Below are 22,552 nucleotides of genomic sequence, written 5' to 3'. Positions count from 1 at the left end.
CAAACAAATGAATGGCTTTTTTAATACCTATATAAAATTACTTCCAGTTAAAAGTAACTCGTTTTTCAATGTCAGGATTTAAGCTTAAAAAAACTGGACAAGTCATCGCAGCGCGCTCTAAAATTGTTCTGCTTTTCTCATCAGCAACACCGTTCATTTCAAAAACAATTTCGATTGCACCAATGCGTCGCGGTTCAGCGTTCATAATTTTAGTCACTTCAGCAGTCGAATCGATTAGATTAACTTCCATATCGCGAGCTTTAATTCCCATAATCGTCATCATGCAGCTTGCCAAAGCATTTGCTACAGTATCTGTTGGAGAAAACGCCTCTCCTTTTCCGTTATTATCTAAAGGTGCATCAGAGATAATTTCACTTCCTGATTGCACATGTATTGATTTTGTTCTTAATTCACCTAAATAAGTTACTTTTGATGTCATAGTATTGTTTTACAATTATTTAAATTCTTTTTTTATGTTTTTAGTTATTGTGGAGATTACTGATCTAATCCTAATTTAAAAAGTTTTCCATACGCCAATGCTGCTTTATGAACCTGAACCAGCCAGTCTTCTGCAGCATTATCATCTGCCCCATCCGAAATGTATTTTAAACATAAAAACGGAATATCTTCTTTCATCGCAATCAGTGCTAATGCATAAGCTTCCATATCTACGACATTATATAAGACTTCAGAATGCCCCATTTCAAAACTATCTCCAGTTCCGCAGATTCCTTCCTGTAAACCATCCATTTTTAAACCATATTCAAAAACGGTCGGCAGACCAGAAAATGGAGTCTCATAGAGCTCATATCCTAAACCTCGAACATCCATATCTCTTTGTATAAATTTAGTACAGCAGACAATATCACCTTTCTTAAAAAAATTACTTCCAGCAGATCCAAGATTAACTATTAATGAAGGCTTTTTATGCTGCAAAACTTTCGACAATTCGTAAGCAGCATTCACCTTCCCAATTCCGGTCATAATCGTATTACATCTTTCAAAAACCTCGGCAGCTTCGGCTTTCAAAGCAAAAAAAAATAATATATCCTCTATTAAAAATGACTGTTCGTGGTTTATTTTTACCATCAATTTATTTTAATTTTTGAGATACAAAAATACCATTTTTAATCTGTCACGATAATCTATATCACTATTCTTTTAAAAAATCACAAATAAAAAATCCGTGTTGCAAAAAAGCAGCACGGATTTTTTATTCTATATCCTAAATTAAATAATTAGTAAACTTTCACATCTAATTTACTGGATTAATACTAGTATTAATTTGCAGTTTTTAAAGTTAAATCAGAATCATAATATAAAATATAGACCCCTTTATTAGCATGTCCGCCATCTTCTTTTTTATAAAACTGAAACTTATTCTCCACTTGTTGTGTAGTCATTAAATCTGCTGTTTCTTGATATGTTTTTCCTTGAACCAAACGCATCATCGTATCAAAAGTCACATCAAATCCTCTTGTAGCATATGTATTTGGATAGATTTTATTCTTCAATCTATAATCCTTCTTAAAGATTGAAACCGCCTGATCATCACTGTCACGAGTAACTGAAGGATACATCAATTTAAGTTTCACCAAATTATCAAAACTAATCTCATCTGTATCAAGCGTACTGTTTGGTTCTAAAATTACCAATTGCACCTGACATGTTTTCTGTGCATCCAGCAGCGCTTTTATCGTTGTTTTTATCATCGCCGTATTTGCCGTTTCCATCACCACATAATTCATTCGGTTTGGCAGTAACAAGCTTTTCAAATTAGCAGCGTCTAAACCTCCTGCCTCAGTCAAAGCTGCAAAAACAACTCCTTTTTGATTTTGTTTAATATAACTAATAACTGATTCTTTTTTCTTGTCTACAACGGCAACAATATTACCATTTTTACCACGCATATAATCAAAAACAGTATTTCGAACAACCTCATTTGATGGTATCGTCTGGTATAAATTTTCGATTGGGTTCGCCGCATCTTTTGATAATGGCGAAATAACCGGAACATTATACAATCTTAATGTATTTGCAGTAGATTCGGCATTATTTTGATAAAATGGCCCAACAACAGCATCAGCATCTTGCAGTTTTGGAATTAAACTTGAAATATTCGACGTTGTTTTTGTTTCCTGCGAATCATAAATCGAAACATCAATTGGAAGTTTTAAAACTTTAGCTGAATCGATCGCCATCATTGCTCCTGAGTAAAAATCAAGAGTCATATTCAGAAATTTATCCGTTTTCAAGCGTGAAGCAGTTCCAGTTGTATCGCTTTGCAATTTAGCCAAATTAAACGGAAGCAGTAAAACCACTTTTTTACGATCTCCCTGTCCTCTTTTTTTACTAAGTTCTACTATTTCAGGATTTACAGAAACAGTTTCAGATTTTACTTTGTCTACGATTTGTATTCCTCCAGGGCTTTTATTTTCCAGCACTTTTTCAATAGGCTGCTGTTGCACAATGATTGGTGAAGGTGCTAAATATCCCGTTGGAACTTTTAAAACCATTCCTTCTTTTACACCTTCTGAAAGCGCAGGATTAAGTGCCGTTAATTCTTCTTGCGATAAATGAAACGTTCTAGATAAGCTGTAAAAAGTTTCTTTTGGTTTTACCTGATAATCCATGTAGCTGACTGCTTTTTTTGCAGGTTCAGCAGTTTTTTTAACTTCTTCATGCTTCGTAACATTTGCCGCAGTACTTTCCGTTTTAGGAGCTGTTCCTGTAATCGTTAATCGATATCCAACTGGCAGATTTGAAACGATATCCGGGTTTCTTTTTTCTAAATCTTCAACCGTAGTTTTATATTGTTTTGCAATAGAATATTTAGTTTCTTTCGGCAAAACATCATGGTATACAAACTTTTCCTGTACTTTCTCTTTTGTTTTTTTATCTGCTGTCAACATTGCTTTTGAAGCAGATCCTTTTGCCGGAATTACTAATTTCTGACCAATTTGCACGCCCGTTTTTTCAAGAAACGGATTTGCTGCTTTTAATGCTTCATCAGAAATATTATATTTTTTTTCAATGCTGTAAAACGTCTCTTTTGGCTGCACTTCATGAATAATCTCTTTTGAACTTTCGGTCGTTTTTACCGCAGCAGTTGTAGTTTTTGCCGCACTTTTAACAGCAGTTGTAGGAATTAATAAAACTGAATTGGGTACTAAACCTCTTCTTGCATCTGGATTTAATTCGTAAATATCAAAAGGCGTAACCTTAAATTTCTGCGCAATCTGATTAATTGTTTCTCCATTCGAAACAGTATATTTTACTACCTTCTCCTGAGAAAAAGCAGAACAGGTTACAAAAAAAACAAGGAATAATAAGGTCGAAAAATACTTCATAATATGGCTTAAAACAATTTAATTTCTAATTCAATTAACAAGATAATAATTTCTTTTATACAAGATTCAAGCCACTTGTCGAAACTTGCGTTTATTATCTAAGATCAACTTCTAATTTTGCAATAATAATGTTCTTATATAACTCATCTTCCTCTTTTTTCTTGCATTGATACAAAACTTCTTCCATATTTTTAAACTTATCTGAGTAAACATAATATGAAAGACTGTTTATATTAAAGAAAAAGCTGGCATTAAAATCGCCAGAATCAATGAGTTTCATGATGAACTTATCACGCAGCATTGAGTCTGTAAATATACCTAAAACTAAGTAATAGCCGTTTGAAACTTCTCGAAGATTATCATAAACTTCAACTTTTACAGTTTTGTCGCTTTTAAGCGGGTTTTCTTCTAATTCACGCTTCATTTCTTCTAATGAAACCACCTTTGACACACCTGCAAAATTTGACTTTTTAACTGCTTCATCCTGATACTTTTTCAATTTTACAAGCGCCAATTTATCATCAAATTTTCTGGCTTCCATACTATAATAAGCAGCTTTACTAATGTGACGCTTTACTTCTATTTTTTTCTGAGTATCCAACGAATCTATTTTTGCAATCAGCAATTGATTTTGTACATCTCCTTTTTCCTGCTCAATCTTATAGCGCTTTACTTCTTCAATCGAAAGTCTTTGCTGTATCGATGTTAGATTGTTGTTTTTTTCGCTTTCGCGGATTTTCTTTTTGTATTCCTGATTTTCTTCAACGGCAATTTTCTCCACTTTGCTCATTAAACCAGCATAAGCTTTTCGATTTTCAGCCAGTTCTTTTTTCAACTGCGACGATAATTCACTTGTTTGCGAAATACTCGCATAAGACTGCTTTTCTAAACGTTTTGATTCATCAACATTTAAAATATCCATTCGCTTTAATTCTACCAAATCACTATTCATTGTATTTACCAACGAATCTAACTTAGCCATTAAAACATCCTGTACATTTTTATTAGCCTCCAGAACCAATCGTAATTTTTCGACTGAATTTTCTTTTGAACCATTCATATCATTCAAATTAACCTTTAAATCATTAATTTTAATAATCTTCTGATTCATCTCTTTCTGAATAACAAGTCTGTCTTTCAAATCAGTAATTTCTACCGTTTTAGCTTTAGTTTTCTCAACCACAACTTGTTTTTCGGCCAAAGCAAGCATCAATTCCTCATTTTCATTTGTTGGCTTAACTTCTTTTGTATTAATCGCTAATTTATTACCAACAACTAATCCGTTTACAATTTCAGGATTTTGCGATTCTAATTGATCAATTGAAATACCGTATTTTTTAGCAATCGAAAATTTAGTTTCTTTTGGCTCAACCACGTGAAATAAAGTTTCCTGATTGATAACACGAACTCTTCCGTCTAAAGTTTTGCGCTTGTTCGGAATTATAATTGACTGTCCAATCTGTAATCCGTTTTGCAATAAATCCTTGTTTTCATTTTCTAAATCTGAAACCGATACATTATATTGTCTGGCAATACTGAACAGCGATTCTTTGGCCGCAACCAAATGTGCAGCTTTTGAAGAGTTTGCATTCTCTGTTTTAGAAATATTTAAAGGATTTGGAATACTTAATTTTTGACCAATTTGAAGTCCGTTGGCAAGAATTGGATTTGCATTTTGAATTGCTTCTACAGAAACATGATATTGTTTTGCTAAGCCAAAAAGAGTTTCTTTTGCGCCAACAATATGAGTAATCTGCTGGTCTAGTTTTGTTTTTTCTGCAGAATGAACTAGAATCTTAATAATCTGATTGTCCTGAATTCCATTTTGCGATTCGGGGTTGAGTTTGTAAATCTCATCTATAGAAACCTTATACTTTTGGGCTATAAAATAAGCAGTTTCTCCCTTTTGAATTTTGTGCTCAATAATTAAGTCTTGTGCAGTTATTTTGTTAAAAGACAAAACAAACACAAGAGAAATCGTTAAAAATTCTCTCATAAATAGTAGGTTTAAAAAATTAAGGCGTTACAAATGTAACGCCTTAATTTGAAAAACAATACTATTCCCACTCAATTGTTGCTGGTGGTTTTGAGCTGATATCGTAAACTACGCGGTTCACGCCTTTTACTTTATTTATAATGTCATTTGACACTTTCATCAAGAAATCGTAAGGTAAATGAACCCAGTCAGCAGTCATTCCATCTGTTGATTCTACAGCTCTAAGCGCTACTACTTTTTCATAAGTACGCTCATCACCCATCACACCAACACTGTTTACAGGAAGCAAAATTGCTCCAGCCTGCCAAACTTTGTCATATAATCCCCAAGATTTTAATCCTTCGATAAATACTGCATCTACATCTTGTAAAATTTGTACTTTCTCTGGAGTAATATCTCCTAAAATTCTAATTGATAATCCTGGTCCTGGAAAAGGATGTCTTCCTAACAATTCAGGATCTATACCTAAAGTAGCTCCAACTCTACGAACTTCGTCTTTAAACAACATTCTAAGAGGTTCTACAATTTGTAATTTCATATAATCAGGCAATCCACCTACATTATGGTGTGATTTAATAGTTGCAGATGGTCCTTTTACCGAAACAGATTCAATTACGTCTGGGTAAATAGTTCCTTGTGCTAACCATTTTACATCTTCGATCAAATGTGATTCATCATCAAAAACTTCGATAAATACACGTCCGATAGTTTTACGTTTCGTTTCAGGATCGCTGATTCCTGCTAATTCAGAAAGAAAACGATCTCCTGCATCAACACCTTTTACATTCAATCCCATTCCTTTGTATTGATCTAATACACTTTGGAATTCGTTTTTACGTAAAAGTCCATTGTTTACGAAAATACAGTACAGATTTTCACCAATTGCCTGGTTTAATAAAACCGCCGCAACTGTAGAATCTACTCCACCAGATAATCCTAAAACAACTTTATCGTTTCCTAATTTCTCTTTTAATTCTCCCACCATTTCTTCAACGAAAGCATTTGGTGTGAAGTTTTGAGGAACTTCGGCAATTTTTACTAAAAAGTTCTCCAGCATTTTCGATCCATCAGTAGAATGGAAAACTTCTGGATGATATTGAATTCCGTAAGTTGTTTCGCCTTCAATTTTATAAGCGGCAAATTCTACGTCATGTGTGCTTGCTAATTTTACACCATTTGTTGGAAGTGCCTTAATACTATCACTGTGGCTCATCCAAACTTGGCTGTTTTCTGAAACGCCTTCAAAGAAAACTTCATTCTCTTTTATATAAGATAAATTAGCTCTACCATATTCTCTAGTGTTTGAAGCTGCTACTTCTCCACCGCTGAAATGAGCTAAATACTGCGCTCCGTAACAAACGGCAAGCATTGGAAGTTTACCTCTAATTTGAGATAAATCAGGATGTGGAGCATCTTCTGCACGAACAGAAAATGGGCTTCCACCTAAAATTACTGCTTTATAAGCTGATAAATCACTAGGAAAGTGATTGTATGGGAAAATTTCGCAGAATATATTTAATTCGCGAACTCTACGCGCAATAAGCTGAGTATATTGCGATCCGAAATCTAAAATAAGTACGTTGTGTTGCATGCGCAAAAATACTTTTTATATTCGAAATTGAAAAATCGGAGCGTTGAAAAATAAATATTTTTTTTCAACGTTCCGTTTTTTGAACGAAAAGACTCAGAGTAACAGAAATTCAGAGGTTTATAAATTCACAAAAAAACATTTGCTTTATTCCTTTGAACCTTTGCATCTTTGAACCTAAAAAAAGAGAAATCCAAAAACCAAAATATTTCGTATCTATCGAAAAACCCAAACTAAATTTAAATATGAAATCAAAAATTATTGCAATCACCCTTTTACTAGCAGCGTCACTAACATCTTGCGATGCTGTTGACGATTTACTAAGTTTTAATATCTCAAATGAAACTTCTATTAAAATCAAAAGTACATCTCCAATCAATCTTCCTTCAGAAATAATTACTCCAGATGTAACCACAAATTCATCGGCAGAATTTGAAAACAATAAAACAAAGGCAAGTTTAGTAAAAGATGTAAAACTTCGATCTTTAAAATTAGCTATTGCTGATCCTTCAGATAAAACTTTTACTTTTCTAAAATCTGTTCACTTATATATTTCAACAACAGATTCTGATGAAATTGAATTAGCTTATCAGGATAATATAAATGCAACAACAAACACGATTGATTTAATTTGTACGGATAAAAAATTAGATCAATACATCAAAGCAGATAAATACAAAATCAGAACTAAAGTTACCTTAAAAGAAACGCTCACAAAAGATGTTACTGTAAAAGCCGAAATGAAGTTTAGAGTTACGGCGGATCCATTTTAGAAAAAGATTCAAATGCTCAAAGCAGCAAAGGTTCAAAGGCAAACGAAGTATAAACTTTGTCCCTTTGAACCTTTGCTGCTTTGAATCTAGCGCTTACGGCGCTACTCTTTCGTAACAATAATCGAAGCCTTAAAACCAGCTGCAAGATTATCCCAATAATCATTGGTTACTAATTGTCCTTTATCGTCGTAAACTCGAATTTCGGCAGTATTTCCTCCCAAAGTACCTATATTTAAAGCTTCGAAATCTAATTTATTAAAACCGTTTACCAAGTCTATTTTAACCTCTTTAAAATTAGAATCTAAAAATATCTGACTTCTAATAACACTATCATTAGACGAAACTTTTACTAAATCGCCGTCAATAGCTCCAAAATCACGTAATTTCACGATAAAATACTGCGATTTGGTTCTAAAATCTCCTAAAGAAATATTTTTCTTAACCAGCGTGCCACGGCCTTCTCTTAAACCAGCATCTTTTAAAGCTTTGTTTATATCTTTTTCCATTTTTGCTACATATTGATCGCCTGGATTGGCAAAATCAGTTTCTGTAGACATGGTGAACTTACTTTTTTCCTGTCCGATCTGGAATTGAGATGTTGGCGTTATACTTTTATTTTCAAAAATATTTGGTGCTTTTATACTTGGAACATCTGCGGTTTCTGCCTGCGGATTTTTGACTTGCGGAATTGGTTCTTTTTTCTTTGCGCCAAACTTAGGTGCCGGAATCGGCTTCATCTTGCCTCCAAATTCAGTTTGCGCTGAAACTGTTAGAGCTGTAAAAAATAATATGAAAAATAAAAGATGCTTCATTGAAAAAGTGTTATCGAATCGGCTTTAAAATTTTTATAAAATCGTAAGTCAAGCATCACAAAAATAGCATAAATAAGTTTGGCGCGACAACTTTAAGACTATTATAACAATATATTAGGCTAATTTTTGGAAGCAAAAAACCTGCCAAAAATCTCAAACAAATATTCGGCAAAACATTCATAACCAAAATTAATCCTACATTTCACAAATAAAAACTAACATTATTTCTTTGATAGTAAACAACTTATTACTAACTTCAAAACTTAAAAAAAGTTATTCTAAAATTTCAAAAAAAATAACTTCTTCCTAAATAAAAACCAGACGGCTAATTCTTTTAATATTATAAAATTCTAAAAAATGGATTATATCGATTATTATAAAACATTAGGTATTACCAAATCTGCTACTGATGCCGATATCAAAAAGGCATATCGAAAACTGGCACGAAAATATCATCCCGATTTAAATCCGAATGATAAAGAAGCGGAACAAAAGTTCAAGGAAATAAACGAGGCAAATGAAGTTTTAAGCAATCCCGAAAATCGCAAAAAATACGATAAATACGGAAAAGACTGGAAACATGCCGATGAATTTGAGAAAGCAGGTTATGACCCAAATCAGCAGCAATATTCGAGACAGCAGCAAGGCGGGAATCAAAGTTATACTGATTTTGGCGGAGGTAATTTTTCAGAAAGCGATTTCTCAGATTTCTTTAATTCTATGTATGGCGGTTCTGGAAGAGGTTCAAGAGCTCAGGCAAAATATAGAGGACAAGATTTTAATGCAGAATTACAGCTTGATTTAGCATCTGCTTATACCACTCACAAACAAAACTTAAATGTAAACGGTAAAAATATCCGAATTACAATTCCGGCTGGTGTTGAAAACGGACAGATTATAAAAATTCCAAATCATGGTGCGCCTGGAGCAAATGGCGGACCAAACGGCGATTTGTACATTACTTTTATAATTAATAACAGTTCTGATTTTAAACGTGAAGGCAATAATTTATACGCCGATGTCGATCTGGATTTATACACGGCAATTTTAGGCGGAGAAATTTATGTTAATACTTTTGATGGAAAAGTAAAAATAAAAGTAGCACCCGAAACTCAACCTGGGACCAAAGTAAAACTTAAAGGAAAAGGATTTCCTGTTTATAAAAAAGACAATCAGTTTGGTGATTTATATATAACGTATACTTTAAAATTACCGACTAAATTATCTGAAAAAGAAAAAGAATTATTTGCAGAATTAGCTAAACTAAGAAATCATGAATAACAAAAGCTTAATCTTAATAAAACAATTTTGTTTGTATAACGAAATTGAAAATACTTTTATAAAAGAGCTGCATAATTATGGCTTAGTCGAAATTGTTGTCGAAGAAAACGAAGAATATTTACAGCCTGAGCAACTGCCTGCTATAGAAAAAATGATTCGTATGCACTATGACCTAAAAATTAATTTTGAAGGAATTGATGCGATTTATCACTTACTTAACAAAATCGAAATTTTACAGCAGCATCTTACCAGCACACAAAATAAACTTCGAATTTATGAAGAGCATCAAAAATCATAAAATTTAAAAGTTATAACACTTTGGGCATAATTAATTTTAACACATAGAAACATGGTCTATGATTTATCAAAAAAAAGGCGTTTCACTTATTTAAAACACACATAGTACAGCTATGTAAGAGAAATGTGTTTCTTTTTGTATTCTTTTTAAAATATAAAATCTACCCGATAACGATCGAAACTATGTGTTTAAATATTTTTTTAGAAATTACACCCAACAGGTAAATTATACTTTTAAAATATCACAAAAAACAATAATTATCAATGGGATTTCAAACAATTACGACTCTTTTTACCAAGCATATTTTATAAATTGCAACACATTAATTAACCTGAATTTGTTTTTAAAAACTCTAAGAACAATTCAAAAAAACATACAAAATGAAAAGAGAAAACATCTTAACAGGATCACCGTGGGAAGACAAAATGGGATATTGCCGCGCTGTAAGAATTGGCAATATCATTGAAGTTTCCGGCACTGTTGCAATTGTTGACGGCGAAAATGTTAAAGCAGACGACGCTTATGCACAAACCTATAACATTCTTGAACGTGTAGAAAAGGTTTTGCAAGATTTGAATGTTGGAATGAAAGATGTTATTAGAACTCGAATTTTTACTACCAACATTTCTACTTTTGAAGATGTTGCCAGAGCACATTCTGCTTTCTTTAAAGATGTAAAGCCAACAACTGGTTTTTATGAAATAAGTAAATTAGTTGCTCCTGAATATTTAGTTGAAATTGAATTTACAGCTGTTGTACAATAGTTTTTTTGCCGCTAATTTCACGAATTCCCACTAATTATTTTTTTGTTTTGCCACTGATTAAAGGATTTTAAAAAATTTCTTTTGTTTTCTTTAATAAAAAAAACATTAATTCGTGAAAATTCGTGAAATTCGTGGCAGAGAAAAATTCAAACACAATTAATGATTTCCCAAAACCTAAAACAATTACCGCTTTACATTCTAAAATGGATTTTTATCTGCGGTTTAATCGGTATACTTTCAGGATCTGCATCTGCTTTCTTTTTAGTTTCCTTAGAATGGGTTACGCAATTTAGAATACAGCACTATTGGATTATTTGGCTTTTGCCTTTTGGTGGATTTTTGGTAGGCTTGAGTTATTATTATTGGGGAGAATCTGTTGTAAAAGGCAATAATTTACTACTTGAGGAATATGAAAAACCAAAAAAAATAATTCCTTTTAAAATGGCTCCTTTAGTACTTTTAGGAACCTTAATTACACATTTATTTGGAGGTTCAGCCGGCCGCGAAGGAACTGCAGTACAAATGGGAGGCGCGATCGCTGATCAATTCACCAGAATTTTCAAATTAGACAATTCTGAACGCAGAATTCTAATAATCCTGGGGATCAGTGCAGGTTTTGCTTCTGTTTTTGGAACACCTTTGGCAGGCGCAATTTTTGCGTTAGAAGTTTTATATTTCAGTAAAATCAATTTTAAAAGCATAGTCTTATCATTTCTTGCAGCGTATGCTGCTTATTTTACGGTAGAATTTTGGAAAATTAAACATACTCATTACAGCATTCCTATAATACCCGAACTAAGTATCTTGAACATCTTTTACACTTTATTAATTGGCCTTCTTTCAGGTTTTGCAGCTTTACTTTTTTCAAGAAGCACCCATTTTTGGAGTTCGCTTTTTTCAAAAAACATTAAATATCCTCCGCTTCGTCCTGTTATTGGAGGAACAATTTTAGCCATTGCAATTGCAGGATTTGGTTTTACTAAATTCTCTGGATTAGGCGTTCCTATAATCGTTGAATCATTTTCAAACCCAAGTCAGTGGTATGATTTTTTACTTAAAATTTTATTCACAGGATTCACCTTAGGAGCAGGTTTTAAAGGCGGCGAAGTAACTCCATTATTTTTTGTAGGAGCAACTCTAGGGAGTGCTTTATCTTTAATTATCCCGATGCCTATCGCACTTTTAGCAGGAATAGGATTTGTATCTGTCTTTTCGGGAGCGACCCATACTCCTATCGCCTGCACCATTATGGGAATGGAATTATTTGGCATTGAGCCCGGAATATTTATCGCAATTGGCTGCACAATTGCTTACTTTTCTTCAGGTTCAATTGGTATTTATAAATCGCAGATTGTTAAAGGAGCTAAATATAAGCTGTACCAAAAATGGCTTTAATTTAGTCTTTATCAACATTTTCAATTATCATTTGTAATAAAAAATAGGATCAAAAACTAACAATTGATAAAAGTGTGTTAATCTATAAAATGATTTCAACATTACATTAAAAAAATGTAAATTCGCACACTATGAAAATACAAGATATTCAAGCAATACAATTGTTGCTTGCCGCTCCAAAAAAAATCGCAATAATTCCACATAGAGGCCCAGATGGCGATGCTATGGGATCTACATTAGGTTTATATCATTTTTTACTCAAAAATAATCATCAGCCAACTGTAATTGCGCCGAATGATTTTCCTGATTTCTTAGCTTGGCTGCCAGGCTCAGAAACCGTTAAAATCTTTGAAAAAGATACTGAAAACTGCACCAAAATATTAGAAGAAGCCGAGTTAATTTTTACTCTTGATTTCAATGCTCTGCATCGTGTAGGCGAAATGGAACACACTTTGGCTCGATTAACTGCACCTTTCATTATGATTGATCATCATCAAAAACCTGATGATTATGCAGCTTATACTTATTCTGATACTTCATATGGATCTACTTGTGAAATGGTTTATAACTTTATTTCCTTTTTAAACAAAAAAGAAGATATTGATAAAACTATCGCAACTTGTATTTACACTGGAATTCTGACCGATTCTGGCTCATTCCGCTTTCCGGGAACAACAGGAAACACACACCGAATTATTGCAGAATTAATTGATTTAGGCGTAGAGAACACTCAAATTCCAGTTTTATTATTTGATAACAGTTCGTACAGTCGTTTGCAATTATTAGGACGTGCACTTCAAAACATGAAAGTTTTAGAAGAACATCAAACATCATATACATCACTTACACAAGACGAATTAGATTCGTTTAATTATGTAAAAGGTGATACTGAAGGAATTGTAAATTACGGATTAAGTATAAAAGGTATTGTTTTTACAGCTATTTTTATAGAAAATAAAGACGAAAAAATCATCAAAATTTCATTCCGCTCACAAGGAGGTTTTGATGTAAACCAATTTGCTCGCGACCATTTTAACGGCGGAGGCCACAGCAACGCAGCTGGCGGAAGATCTGAAACAACAATGGAAGAAACGCTTAAAAAGTTTGAAGATTTAGTAAGTAAACTAAAAATATAACCCCGTATGAACTACTTAAAAATTAGTATTTACACACTGCTTTTTACTGTTTTACTGGCAGGCTGTAAACATCACGAAGAAGCTCGAAAACCAATTTCAAGAGCTTCGGGTACTTTTATGAAAAAATCAGCCGATAGAAACAAAAAACTGGTTGCAAATGAAGAAGATGTTATCAAAAAGATCATAAAAACAAATCCAAAAGTAAAGTACTACGCTACTAGAAAAGGATATTGGTTTTCTTATGATGAAAAAAATAATACTGATACGGCTACACCAAAAAAAGGAGACATTGCCTATTTTAATTTAGAAGTAAAAGACATCAATGGCAAAATCATCTATTCAGAAGCTGATCTTGGCCCGCAGACTTATTATGTAGACAAACAAGATATTATGATGGGATTACGTGACGGAATCAAATACATGAAAAAAAATGAAACTGTTACCTTTTTATTTCCATCACATATTGCTTACGGATATCACGGCGATAATAAAAAAATAGGACCAAATCAGCCTTTAATCTGTACTGTTACACTTCGTAATTTTGTTCCTGATCCAGCAGCCGCTCCTGCGACTGCCGCCACACCAAGACAAGCTGTAAAAAGTACAACACCAGTTCCAGCAGCTTCACCAAAAAAAGACACAATAAACCCATAAAAAACATTAAAAAAAATGAAAAAAAGTATTTTAGTTTTATTACTAACAGCTGCTTCGTTTTACTCTTGTAAAAATGAAAACAGCAGCCTTCCTGATGGTTTATATGCCGATATTGAAACGAACAAAGGACATATAATTGTTGAATTAGATTATAAAAAAGCGCCTGTTACTGTGGCCAACTTTGTAACCTTAGCTGAAGGTAAAAATGAGTTTGTTACCAAAGATTACTTAAAAAAGAAACATTTTTATGATGGTTTAAAATTTCATAGAGTTATAGAAAATTTCATGATTCAGACTGGAGATCCTGAAGGAACTGGTTCTGGAGATGCTGGTTATAAATTTAAAGATGAAATCTCAGATTTAAGATTCGACAAAGCTGGTGTTTTAGCAATGGCAAATAATGGTCCTGGCACAAACAGCAGTCAATTTTTTATTACTCATACTGAAACTCCTTGGTTAGACGGAAAACATACAATTTTTGGCCATGTTGTTGACAAAGGTCAAGAAGTAGTAAACAAAGTTGTACAAGGTGACAGTATTGTTTCTGTTACTATTGTTAGAAATGGAGAAGCTGCCAAAAAATTTGATGCAGAAAAAGTACTTCACGATTATTTTGCAGAAGCTTCACAAGAAAAAAGTAAGTTTGCAGGAGTTCAAAAAGAAAAAGTAGATTATTACGCTTCTATAAGACCTAAAGCAACAAAAACACACTCTGGTTTAGAATTCATAATCACTGAAAAAGGGACAGGTAAAAAACCAGCAACTGGCGCTCACATATACATTCATTATGCAGGTTTCTTAGAAGATGGAACTTTATTTGATTCAAGTATTGAAGACGTAAACAAAGCTTTTGGAAAATTTGATGCAGCGAGAGCTGAAGCAAAAGGTTATCAGCCAATTCCTTTCACTGCAGGTCGTAAAGATGGTATGATTCCTGGTTTTATCGAAGGTATCGAGCAGCTTTCTTTTGGAGATAAAGCAGTCCTTTTTATTCCTGCTCATTTAGCGTATGGAGAAACTGGAGCTGGCGGTGTTATACCACCAAATGCAAATATTATTTTTGAAGTTCAATTATTAGAAAAACCATAATTATAAAACTTGTAATTATTATTTCTTGACTTAAATTTAAAATGCAATGAAGTTTAAACTTTTATTTTTATTTTGTTTAGCGGTTGTAAATATTCAAGCGCAGACTACTAAAAAACCAGCCGCAAAACCCGCTGCTAAGCCAGCAGTAACAACTGCAAAACCTGCAGCTAAACCTGTCGCAAAACCAAACCCTGATGAGGGAATCTTTGCTACTATCTCTACAACAAAAGGAGACATCGTTCTTTCATTAGAATATGTTAAAACTCCTGTAACTGTAGCTAATTTTATTTCTCTTGCAGAAGGAAAAAATCCTAATGTAAAAGTGGAGAGACTTAAAGGAAAACCATTTTACGATGGTTTAAAATTTCATAGAGTTATAAATGATTTCATGATTCAAGGAGGAGATCCTGACGGAAATGGTTCTGGAGGTCCTGGATATTCATTTAAAGATGAATTTGTCGAAGAATTGAAATTCGAAAAAGGCGGTATTCTTGCAATGGCTAATTCTGGACCTGCAACAAATGGCAGCCAGTTTTTTATTACCCACAAAGAAACTCCATGGCTTAATGGTAAACACACTATTTTTGGACATGTTGTATCTGGAATGGATAATGTAAATAAGATTGTTCAAGACGATATAATGACAAAAATTACCATTACTCGTAAAGGTGCAGCAGCTAAAAAATTTGATCCTGTAAAAGTCCTTACGGATGATGCTAAAAAACAAGAAGCTAAAAAAGCCGAAAGTCAAAAAGTAATTAAAGACAAAGCTGCTTATTTTGCTGCAAATAAGGCTAAAGCAACTACAACAGCTTCTGGCTTAAAATATGTGATTACACAAAAAGGAACTGGCGTAAAAGGTACTGAAGGTTCTTCAATTTACTTTCATTATGCAGGTTATTTTGAAGATGGAAGTCTTTTTGACAGCAGCATGAGCAGTGTAGCAAAAGCTTATGGCAAATACGACGCAAGCAGAGACGCTCAAGGCGGATACAAGGCTTTTCCTTTTACAGTTGGTAAAAAAGATGGTATGATTCCTGGATTTATCGAAGCTTTAGATATGATGACAGACGGAGAAAAAGCAATCTTCTTCCTTCCTTCAAACCTAGCTTATGGTGAAAAAGGAGCTGGAGGCGTAATTCCGCCAAACGCAACTTTGATTTTTGAAATTGAAACGTATCAAAATCAACCAACAAAATAATACTTTCAAATTCCTTTTTTGAAATAACAGTTAAAGTTCCCAAAAGTTCAAATCTTTGGGAACTTTTTTTATTCCTGCCAAAAACATTCTTCTGCAAAATCCTTAAAATAGCACTAAAACACAAACCTAAAACAAGTACAATGATAACGTTTGCGTATATTTTCTATTAATTCCTAAACAAAATACCTTACCTTTGCCCGCTTAATTTTTTCAAAACAAATCATAAAGATGTTACAAAACAATGTATTAAAAGGAGTGTTTTTAGTTGCTTTAGGAGCTACAACTTACGGAATGTTAGCTACTTTCGTAAAAATGGCTTACACTGAAGGATATACAACAGCCGAAGTTACAACTTCTCAATTTATACTTGGTATACTTGGTATCTTACTTATAAATGCTTTTCAAAAAGTAAAAAACAAAGGAACCGCTGTAAAAGCTTCATCAAAAAACATATTCAGTTTAATGCTTGCGGGAACATCATTAGGAATGACAAGTTTGTTTTATTATCTCGCAGTAAAATATATTCCAGTTTCTATAGGTATCGTATTATTAATGCAAACTGTTTGGATGGGAGTTTTACTTGAAATAATTTTAGAAAAAAAACTGCCTTCGAAACAAAAAGTTGTTGCGGTTTTAATTGTTCTTGTTGGAACAGTTTTAGCTACTAATATTATCAATAATGATGTTGCACTAGATTGGCGCGGAATTGTTTGGGGTGTGTTAGCTGCTGCATCCTTTACTACAACAATGTTTACTGCTAATCGTGTCGCTACAGAAATTTCATCGGCTCAACGAAGCTTATATATGCTTTTGGGCGGTGCAGTAATTATATTCTCCTTTGCTTTTTTTACGCAAACTGGTTCTTTCAATCTTGATATTTTCTTTAAGTGGGGAATTATTCTAGCTTTATTTGGTACAATCATCCCTCCTATGTTACTGAACTTAGGTTTTCCGTTAACGGGAATTGGATTAGGCAGTATTGTTTCGGCATTAGAATTACCTGTTTCTGTAATGATGGCTTATATTTTATTGAATGAAAAAGTGATTTTTTCTCAATGGATTGGAATAGTTTTAATTATTCTGGCGATCATTATTATGAATGTAAATTTTAAACGCGGCAAATAAGCTTCTAACTCTCTGTTAAAAAAAAGCACCTTGTAATGTTATAATTGTTAATTTTTTTATAAATTCGTGATAAACTACTATCTATCATGAATTTACCTTGGCATTTATATTTGATGGCGATTCTTTATATACTTGCAGGACTAAATCATTTTAGAAATCCTGGAATGTATATTAAAATTATACCTCCTGTATTCAAAAACCCCAAAGTAATAAATATTTTAAGTGGAGCAGCCGAAATACTATTAGGCATACTTCTAACGCTTTCTTTTTCGACACATTTTGCTGCTTGGGGAATTATTGCATTATTAATTGCAGTTTTTCCAGCCAATTTGTATATGTATCAAAATAAAAAAGCAAGTTTTGGTTTACCAAAGTGGATTTTATTTGTACGTTTGTCCTTACAGATCGTTTTGATTTTTTGGGCATTCCAATACACCCAATATTAATCAAATCTATTAATCTAAAATTATTTAATTATGAAAAAATTATTTGCAGAGTTTTTTGGAACTTATTGGCTTGTTTTTGGTGGTTGTGGAAGCGCGATTTTTGCTGCAGGAATTCCTGAACTAGGAATTGGATTTGCGGGTGTTGCTTTAGCATTTGGTTTAACTGTACTAACAATGGCTTACGCAGTTGGTCATATTTCTGGCGGACATTTTAATCCAGCTGTGTCTTTCGGATTATGGGCTGGCGGTAGATTTCCTGCAAAAGATCTTATTCCGTATATCGTTGCACAATGTGTTGGCGCCGTTGCTGCAGCTGGAACATTGTACACAATCGCTTCTGGAAAAGCAGGATTTGTAATTGATAATACTAAAGCGGGAGCTTTTGCTTCAAATGGTTTTGGAGCTTTCTCACCTGATGGATATTCACTGCAATCTGCTTTTATAGCTGAGTTTGTTCTAACATTGTTTTTCTTATTAGTAATTTTAGGTGCAACAGATAAATTTGCAAACGGAAGATTTGCTGGTATCGCAATTGGTTTGGCTTTAACTTTAATTCACTTAATAAGCATTCCTATTACAAATACATCTGTAAATCCTGCGAGATCATTATCACAAGCAATTTTTGTTGGCGGCGAGCCTCTTTCACAAGTTTGGTTATTCTGGGCTGCTCCAATTTTGGGTGCAATTGTAGCTGGATTTATTTATAAATCATTATTGCAAAATCACGACGCTGCATAATTTAACTCGTATAATTATTAAATCTTAAAACTATGGAATTTTTATATTTCTTACTTATAGGAGCAATTTCAGGCTGGCTTGCGGGTCAGATCTGGAAAGGTGCCGGCTTTGGATTATTTGGTAATATTATCGTTGGAATCATTGGCGGCTTTGTTGGCGGTTGGATTGCCGGCAAACTCGGTATTGGCGGCGGCGGACTTTTATGGCAGATTATTGTTGCTGTGGGAGGTGCTTGGGTATTACTTTTTATAATCAGCTTGATAAAAAAAGCTTAAAACAGCATCGCTTAAAAATAATATTTAAAGAGGAAATCAGATATACAAGTATTTGATTTCCTCTTTTTTTTTAAAGGAAGAACACTTCATATCTATTAAAACCAATTTGTTATGAACGAAATTATTTCTTATTTCAGCACCATTCCATCATCACATCGCAGTTTAATTTTAGTGGGAGGCATTGCTTTTTTTTGGATAATAGAGAATACTTTTCCTCTCTTTCAAATGAAATACCATAAATGGCAGCATGCAGGAATCAACTTCTTTCTGACATTTACGACTATAATCGTCAATTTTGTACTGGCTTTTATTTTAATAAAAACTGCGAGTTGGACAACCGAAAATCATTTTGGCATTCTACAATGGCTGCCCGAAATCCCTATTTGGCTTTATACCATTATTGGACTGCTCTTATTAGATTTAATAGGCGCTTATTTAGTTCATTTTATTCAACATAAAGCAAAATTCCTGTGGCGCTTTCATGTTATACATCACACAGACACTTGGATAGACACAACAACTGCAAACAGACATCATCCTGGAGAAAGTATAATTCGATTTGTATTTACGACTCTTGGCGTTCTTATTGTCGGCAGTCCTATGTGGATGGTTTTCCTCTATCAAACATTATCTGTAATTGCAACTCAGTTCAATCACGCCAACATTTCGCTGCCAAACAAATTAGATATTTTCTTAAGTTACTTTATAGTTTCTCCAAATATGCACAAAGTACATCATCACTATGTATTGCCTTACACAGACAGCAATTATGGTAATATCTTCTCTGTTTGGGATCGATTATTTGGAACTTTTACCACTTTACCAAAAGAAGAGTTAATTTACGGAGTAGATACGCATATGCAGCCCGAAGAAAACAATCAATTAAAGAATTTATTAAAAATTCCGTTTCAAAAACTGCGATCCTTTAATTCCGAAAAAAAACAGTAAAAAAAACATACTTGATCGAACCAACTAATTATTTTTTTTATTAATATTGATACATAAAATGAAAATCAATCTATTAATCATTAACCTCTATTTTTGAATTAATTTTCACGAGATGAAAAAGAGTAACCGCAAAGAATTGAATTGGGAACAAACCGAGAAGCTTGTTTCATTAGCCTTAGAAGAAAAAAATCCATTTGAAGTCATAAAAAAAGAATTTGGGTTGGCAGAAAAAGAAGTTCTTGAAATCATGAAGAAGAAAATGCCTCTTGAAAAATTTGAGATGTGGAAAAAGAAAGCCATTGCCAATAAACCAAAACCAAAACCCGTTAAAATTGATGATTTTGATGAAGATTTAGATGGTAAATACTATATAAAAAACAAATTCGACTAAAATTAAAACTCCTGTGCGTCAGGAGTTTTTTTTATTTATTTTTAGTCCGTTCTATTTTATTTCTTTCATCTATTCGCTTCACTTAGATCATAAAAAATATTTAACACGTAGAAGTATCAATTTTATGTCTGAAAAAGATACCAAAGAGAAGTATTTTTCTTTCGCAGCTATGTCTATTTTAAATAAGTGAAATACCTTTTTAAGCGACCAATAACTACGTCTCTATGTTAAAAATAATCTCAACATTGGGTTATTTTTATTTTATTGTAACATTTTTACTTTTTTTTAGTCAAATACGTATAACTAAACTTAAACAAATGAAAAAAATACTTTACACTTTAGCTCTTGCTATAACACTTTGGAGCTGTAAAACAGGAAGTTCCTCTGCCGCAAAAAGCAATGTTGTAGACGTTAACATAAATCTTGTTGATGTAAAAGACGACAAAGTTTTAGTAACGGTAACTCCGCCGCAAATCAAAACAGATGAGATCGTTTACAGTATTCCGAAAACTGTTCCAGGAACTTATTCTACTGATAACTACGGAAAAAATTCAGAAGATTTTAAAGCTTTTGATGCAAAAGGAAATGCTTTAACAGTTAAGAGAATCGACGATAACTCATGGTCTATTTCGAATGCAAAAGCGTTAAAAAAAATCACGTATTTAGTTAATGACACTTTCGATACTGAAAAAGGAACTGGTTTTGGCAATGACGATATTTTCTCGCCTGCAGGTACTAACATCAATGCAGGAGTTAATTTTCTAGTAAACACACATGGATTTGTAGGGTATTTTCAAGACAAATTAGAGATTCCTTATAAAGTTACTATTACGCATCCTGAAACACTTTGGGGAGCAACTTCTATGACAGATCAGGATCCGAGCAAAACAAGCGATGTTTTTACAACTCCACGTTATGCTGTTTTAGTCGAAAATCCTATTATGTATTCTAAACCAGATTATACTGAGTTTAATGTAAATGGTATGGATATTTTAATTGCGGTTTACTCGCCGACTGGAAAATTTACTGCCGAAAGCATCACACCGGAAATGAAAACAATGATGACGGCGCAGAAAAACTTTTTAGGAAAAGTAAATGCGAATAAAAAATATACTGTTTTATTGTATTTATCAACCTTAGCAAAAGATGATGCACACGGTTTTGGAGCTTTAGAGCATCCAACAGCAACTACTGTAGTACTGCCAGAATCAATGCCTAAAGAAAAACTGGTAGAATCAATGAAAGATGTTGTTTCTCACGAGTTTTTTCATATCGTAACCCCATTAACTATTCACTCAAAAGAGATCCAGTATTTTGATTATAATGCGCCAAAAATGTCTGAGCATTTATGGATGTACGAAGGTGTAACAGAATATTTTGCCAACCTTTTTCAAATCAATCAAGGTTTAATTAACGAAGGTGAGTTTTACTCTCGTATTGCTGATAAAATTGAGCAGTCTAAAAGTTTAGACGACACAATGTCTTTTACTAAAATGAGTGCCAATGTTTTAGAACAGCCTTATAAAGATCAATACTTAAATGTGTACCAAAAAGGAGCTTTAATTGGTATGTGCATTGACATTATTATTAGAGAAAAAAGCAATGGAGAAAGAGGAATTCTTGATTTAATGCATAAATTATCTAGTGAATATGGCGTTGATAAACCATTTAATGATAATGAATTGTTCGCTAAAATCACGCAGTTAACTTATCCTGAAGTAGGTGAATTTTTAAACAAATATGTAGCAGGAACTACTCCTATTCCTTATGATTTTTATTTAGCGAAAGTTGGTGTAACTAAAGCTGTTGAGAAAAAAGCGGCGCCAGTATTTATTAAAGGACAAACTCCATACATTAGTGTAGATAAAAAGACTAAAGAAATTGCAGTTCGTTCTGATGTTGGAACTAATGAATTCTTTAAAAATTTAAATCTAAAAGGCGGTGATATTATTCTTTCAGTAAACAACAAATCTTACTCTTTAGATAATATCTACGATCTAATAACTGAAAGTGAGAACTGGAAAGAAAACGATCCAATTACTATAAAAATTAAGCGCGGCGGCAAAGAAGAAACTATAAAAGGAACTGTAAAACTACCTTACGAAGAATCTGAAACTTTTAAAGCTACTGATGCTTCAAAAGAAAAACTTAAAAATGCTTGGTTGAAAGGTTAATTTCCTTTTGACTGAAAACAAAAAAACCGACAAGTGATTGTCGGTTTTTTTTATACTGTAGTTTGCCAGGTTTGTCAGGCTGAGCGGAGTCGAAGTCATCGCAAGTTAAATTAGCACT

General features: G+C 33.1%; 22 protein-coding genes. 16 read left to right on the top strand and 6 right to left on the bottom strand.

Annotated features, from left to right (window positions below):
• Positions 1 to 37: 37 nt before the first annotated feature.
• The 5 genes from B0A81_RS02475 to guaA all read right to left on the bottom strand — a co-directional run bounded on the left by B0A81_RS02475 (position 38) and on the right by guaA (position 6,937).
• The gene (locus B0A81_RS02475; RefSeq protein WP_089056548.1) at positions 38 to 439 is read right to left on the bottom strand and encodes an OsmC family protein; all 402 of its coding nucleotides are present in this window, start codon (positions 437 to 439) and stop codon (positions 38 to 40) included.
• A 56-nt stretch (positions 440 to 495) separates the two neighbouring features.
• A complete protein-coding gene (locus B0A81_RS02470; protein ID WP_089056547.1) occupies positions 496 to 1,089 on the bottom strand; it encodes a 5'-methylthioadenosine/S-adenosylhomocysteine nucleosidase family protein in 594 nt (197 codons plus the stop codon).
• A 191-nt stretch (positions 1,090 to 1,280) separates the two neighbouring features.
• Positions 1,281 to 3,350 (bottom strand): LysM peptidoglycan-binding domain-containing protein, encoded by a 2,070-nt coding sequence (locus tag B0A81_RS02465; RefSeq protein ID WP_089056546.1) that lies wholly within the window; start codon positions 3,348 to 3,350, stop codon positions 1,281 to 1,283.
• Positions 3,351 to 3,444: 94 nt separating this feature from the next.
• The gene (locus B0A81_RS02460) at positions 3,445 to 5,346 is read right to left on the bottom strand and encodes a LysM peptidoglycan-binding domain-containing protein (protein ID WP_089056545.1); all 1,902 of its coding nucleotides are present in this window, start codon (positions 5,344 to 5,346) and stop codon (positions 3,445 to 3,447) included.
• Positions 5,347 to 5,407: 61 nt separating this feature from the next.
• Entirely contained in the window at positions 5,408 to 6,937 is a 1,530-nt protein-coding gene (gene guaA, locus B0A81_RS02455; RefSeq protein ID WP_089056544.1) for a glutamine-hydrolyzing GMP synthase, read from the bottom strand.
• Between the two features lie 242 nt (positions 6,938 to 7,179).
• Between guaA and B0A81_RS02450 the strand changes: the two genes are divergently transcribed.
• Positions 7,180 to 7,707, top strand: a complete 528-nt coding sequence (locus tag B0A81_RS02450; protein ID WP_089056655.1) for a hypothetical protein — start codon at positions 7,180 to 7,182, stop codon at positions 7,705 to 7,707.
• A 101-nt stretch (positions 7,708 to 7,808) separates the two neighbouring features.
• Here the strand turns inward: B0A81_RS02450 and B0A81_RS02445 are convergent, their stop codons facing one another.
• On the bottom strand, positions 7,809 to 8,519 hold the full coding sequence (locus tag B0A81_RS02445) for a hypothetical protein (protein WP_089056543.1): 711 nt from the start codon (positions 8,517 to 8,519) through the stop codon (positions 7,809 to 7,811).
• A gap of 357 nt (positions 8,520 to 8,876) precedes the next feature.
• Between B0A81_RS02445 and B0A81_RS02440 the strand changes: the two genes are divergently transcribed.
• The 15 genes from B0A81_RS02440 to B0A81_RS02370 all read left to right on the top strand — a co-directional run bounded on the left by B0A81_RS02440 (position 8,877) and on the right by B0A81_RS02370 (position 22,434).
• Entirely contained in the window at positions 8,877 to 9,800 is a 924-nt protein-coding gene (locus B0A81_RS02440; RefSeq protein WP_089056542.1) for a DnaJ C-terminal domain-containing protein, read from the top strand.
• The gene (locus B0A81_RS02435; RefSeq protein WP_089056541.1) at positions 9,793 to 10,098 is read left to right on the top strand and encodes a chaperone modulator CbpM; all 306 of its coding nucleotides are present in this window, start codon (positions 9,793 to 9,795) and stop codon (positions 10,096 to 10,098) included. Before B0A81_RS02440 ends, B0A81_RS02435 begins: the two co-directional genes overlap by 8 nt.
• A gap of 380 nt (positions 10,099 to 10,478) precedes the next feature.
• Positions 10,479 to 10,862, top strand: coding sequence for a RidA family protein (locus B0A81_RS02430; protein WP_089056540.1), 384 nt, complete (start codon positions 10,479 to 10,481; stop codon positions 10,860 to 10,862).
• Positions 10,863 to 11,021: 159 nt separating this feature from the next.
• Entirely contained in the window at positions 11,022 to 12,257 is a 1,236-nt protein-coding gene (locus B0A81_RS02425) for a voltage-gated chloride channel family protein (protein ID WP_089056539.1), read from the top strand.
• Between the two features lie 131 nt (positions 12,258 to 12,388).
• The gene (locus tag B0A81_RS02420; RefSeq protein ID WP_089056538.1) at positions 12,389 to 13,393 is read left to right on the top strand and encodes a DHH family phosphoesterase; all 1,005 of its coding nucleotides are present in this window, start codon (positions 12,389 to 12,391) and stop codon (positions 13,391 to 13,393) included.
• 6 nt (positions 13,394 to 13,399) lie between these two features.
• On the top strand, positions 13,400 to 14,047 hold the full coding sequence (gene gldI / locus B0A81_RS02415) for a gliding motility-associated peptidyl-prolyl isomerase GldI (protein ID WP_089056537.1): 648 nt from the start codon (positions 13,400 to 13,402) through the stop codon (positions 14,045 to 14,047).
• A 15-nt stretch (positions 14,048 to 14,062) separates the two neighbouring features.
• On the top strand, positions 14,063 to 15,136 hold the full coding sequence (locus B0A81_RS02410; protein WP_089056536.1) for a peptidylprolyl isomerase: 1,074 nt from the start codon (positions 14,063 to 14,065) through the stop codon (positions 15,134 to 15,136).
• A gap of 46 nt (positions 15,137 to 15,182) precedes the next feature.
• On the top strand, positions 15,183 to 16,337 hold the full coding sequence (locus B0A81_RS02405; RefSeq protein ID WP_089056535.1) for a peptidylprolyl isomerase: 1,155 nt from the start codon (positions 15,183 to 15,185) through the stop codon (positions 16,335 to 16,337).
• 228 nt (positions 16,338 to 16,565) lie between these two features.
• Positions 16,566 to 17,462, top strand: a complete 897-nt coding sequence (locus tag B0A81_RS02400; protein ID WP_089056534.1) for an EamA family transporter — start codon at positions 16,566 to 16,568, stop codon at positions 17,460 to 17,462.
• A gap of 86 nt (positions 17,463 to 17,548) precedes the next feature.
• Positions 17,549 to 17,908, top strand: a complete 360-nt coding sequence (locus B0A81_RS02395; RefSeq protein WP_089056533.1) for a DoxX family protein — start codon at positions 17,549 to 17,551, stop codon at positions 17,906 to 17,908.
• A 30-nt stretch (positions 17,909 to 17,938) separates the two neighbouring features.
• Positions 17,939 to 18,646 carry an aquaporin Z gene (gene aqpZ, locus B0A81_RS02390; protein WP_089056532.1) on the top strand — a complete coding sequence of 236 codons (708 nt, stop codon included), beginning with the start codon at positions 17,939 to 17,941 and terminating at the stop codon, positions 18,644 to 18,646.
• A 32-nt stretch (positions 18,647 to 18,678) separates the two neighbouring features.
• Positions 18,679 to 18,921 carry a GlsB/YeaQ/YmgE family stress response membrane protein gene (locus B0A81_RS02385; RefSeq protein WP_089055158.1) on the top strand — a complete coding sequence of 81 codons (243 nt, stop codon included), beginning with the start codon at positions 18,679 to 18,681 and terminating at the stop codon, positions 18,919 to 18,921.
• Positions 18,922 to 19,032: 111 nt separating this feature from the next.
• Positions 19,033 to 19,869 (top strand): sterol desaturase family protein, encoded by an 837-nt coding sequence (locus tag B0A81_RS02380; RefSeq protein ID WP_089056531.1) that lies wholly within the window; start codon positions 19,033 to 19,035, stop codon positions 19,867 to 19,869.
• Between the two features lie 112 nt (positions 19,870 to 19,981).
• Entirely contained in the window at positions 19,982 to 20,260 is a 279-nt protein-coding gene (locus B0A81_RS02375) for a DUF2805 domain-containing protein (protein WP_089055159.1), read from the top strand.
• Positions 20,261 to 20,577: 317 nt separating this feature from the next.
• Positions 20,578 to 22,434, top strand: a complete 1,857-nt coding sequence (locus B0A81_RS02370) for a M61 family metallopeptidase (RefSeq protein WP_089056654.1) — start codon at positions 20,578 to 20,580, stop codon at positions 22,432 to 22,434.
• Positions 22,435 to 22,552 lie beyond the last annotated feature (118 nt).

This window comes from Flavobacterium plurextorum (assembly GCF_002217395.1).
GTDB classification, from domain to species: domain Bacteria; phylum Bacteroidota; class Bacteroidia; order Flavobacteriales; family Flavobacteriaceae; genus Flavobacterium; species Flavobacterium plurextorum.
Note: the sequence above shows the minus strand (reverse complement) of the source record. Positions and strands in the feature narration are given on the sequence as shown.

Bases quoted from the DNA above. Each gene is read 5' to 3' on its own strand.
- B0A81_RS02420 (WP_089056538.1), top strand. From the start codon at position 12,389: ATGAAAATACAAGATATTCAAGCAATACAATTGTTGCTTGCCGCTCCA.
- B0A81_RS02425 (WP_089056539.1), top strand. From the start codon at position 11,022: ATGATTTCCCAAAACCTAAAACAATTACCGCTTTACATTCTAAAATGG.
- B0A81_RS02440 (WP_089056542.1), top strand. From the start codon at position 8,877: ATGGATTATATCGATTATTATAAAACATTAGGTATTACCAAATCTGCT.
- B0A81_RS02465 (WP_089056546.1), bottom strand. From the start codon at position 3,350: ATGAAGTATTTTTCGACCTTATTATTCCTTGTTTTTTTTGTAACCTGT.
- B0A81_RS02405 (WP_089056535.1), top strand. From the start codon at position 15,183: ATGAAGTTTAAACTTTTATTTTTATTTTGTTTAGCGGTTGTAAATATT.
- B0A81_RS02375 (WP_089055159.1), top strand. From the start codon at position 19,982: ATGAAAAAGAGTAACCGCAAAGAATTGAATTGGGAACAAACCGAGAAG.
- B0A81_RS02410 (WP_089056536.1), top strand. From the start codon at position 14,063: ATGAAAAAAAGTATTTTAGTTTTATTACTAACAGCTGCTTCGTTTTAC.
- B0A81_RS02445 (WP_089056543.1), bottom strand. From the start codon at position 8,519: ATGAAGCATCTTTTATTTTTCATATTATTTTTTACAGCTCTAACAGTT.
- guaA (WP_089056544.1), bottom strand. From the start codon at position 6,937: ATGCAACACAACGTACTTATTTTAGATTTCGGATCGCAATATACTCAG.
- B0A81_RS02400 (WP_089056534.1), top strand. From the start codon at position 16,566: ATGTTACAAAACAATGTATTAAAAGGAGTGTTTTTAGTTGCTTTAGGA.
- B0A81_RS02460 (WP_089056545.1), bottom strand. From the start codon at position 5,346: ATGAGAGAATTTTTAACGATTTCTCTTGTGTTTGTTTTGTCTTTTAAC.
- B0A81_RS02475 (WP_089056548.1), bottom strand. From the start codon at position 439: ATGACATCAAAAGTAACTTATTTAGGTGAATTAAGAACAAAATCAATA.
- B0A81_RS02430 (WP_089056540.1), top strand. From the start codon at position 10,479: ATGAAAAGAGAAAACATCTTAACAGGATCACCGTGGGAAGACAAAATG.
- aqpZ (WP_089056532.1), top strand. From the start codon at position 17,939: ATGAAAAAATTATTTGCAGAGTTTTTTGGAACTTATTGGCTTGTTTTT.
- B0A81_RS02380 (WP_089056531.1), top strand. From the start codon at position 19,033: ATGAACGAAATTATTTCTTATTTCAGCACCATTCCATCATCACATCGC.
- B0A81_RS02470 (WP_089056547.1), bottom strand. From the start codon at position 1,089: ATGGTAAAAATAAACCACGAACAGTCATTTTTAATAGAGGATATATTA.
- B0A81_RS02385 (WP_089055158.1), top strand. From the start codon at position 18,679: ATGGAATTTTTATATTTCTTACTTATAGGAGCAATTTCAGGCTGGCTT.
- B0A81_RS02435 (WP_089056541.1), top strand. From the start codon at position 9,793: ATGAATAACAAAAGCTTAATCTTAATAAAACAATTTTGTTTGTATAAC.
- B0A81_RS02450 (WP_089056655.1), top strand. From the start codon at position 7,180: ATGAAATCAAAAATTATTGCAATCACCCTTTTACTAGCAGCGTCACTA.
- gldI (WP_089056537.1), top strand. From the start codon at position 13,400: ATGAACTACTTAAAAATTAGTATTTACACACTGCTTTTTACTGTTTTA.
- B0A81_RS02370 (WP_089056654.1), top strand. From the start codon at position 20,578: ATGAAAAAAATACTTTACACTTTAGCTCTTGCTATAACACTTTGGAGC.
- B0A81_RS02395 (WP_089056533.1), top strand. From the start codon at position 17,549: ATGAATTTACCTTGGCATTTATATTTGATGGCGATTCTTTATATACTT.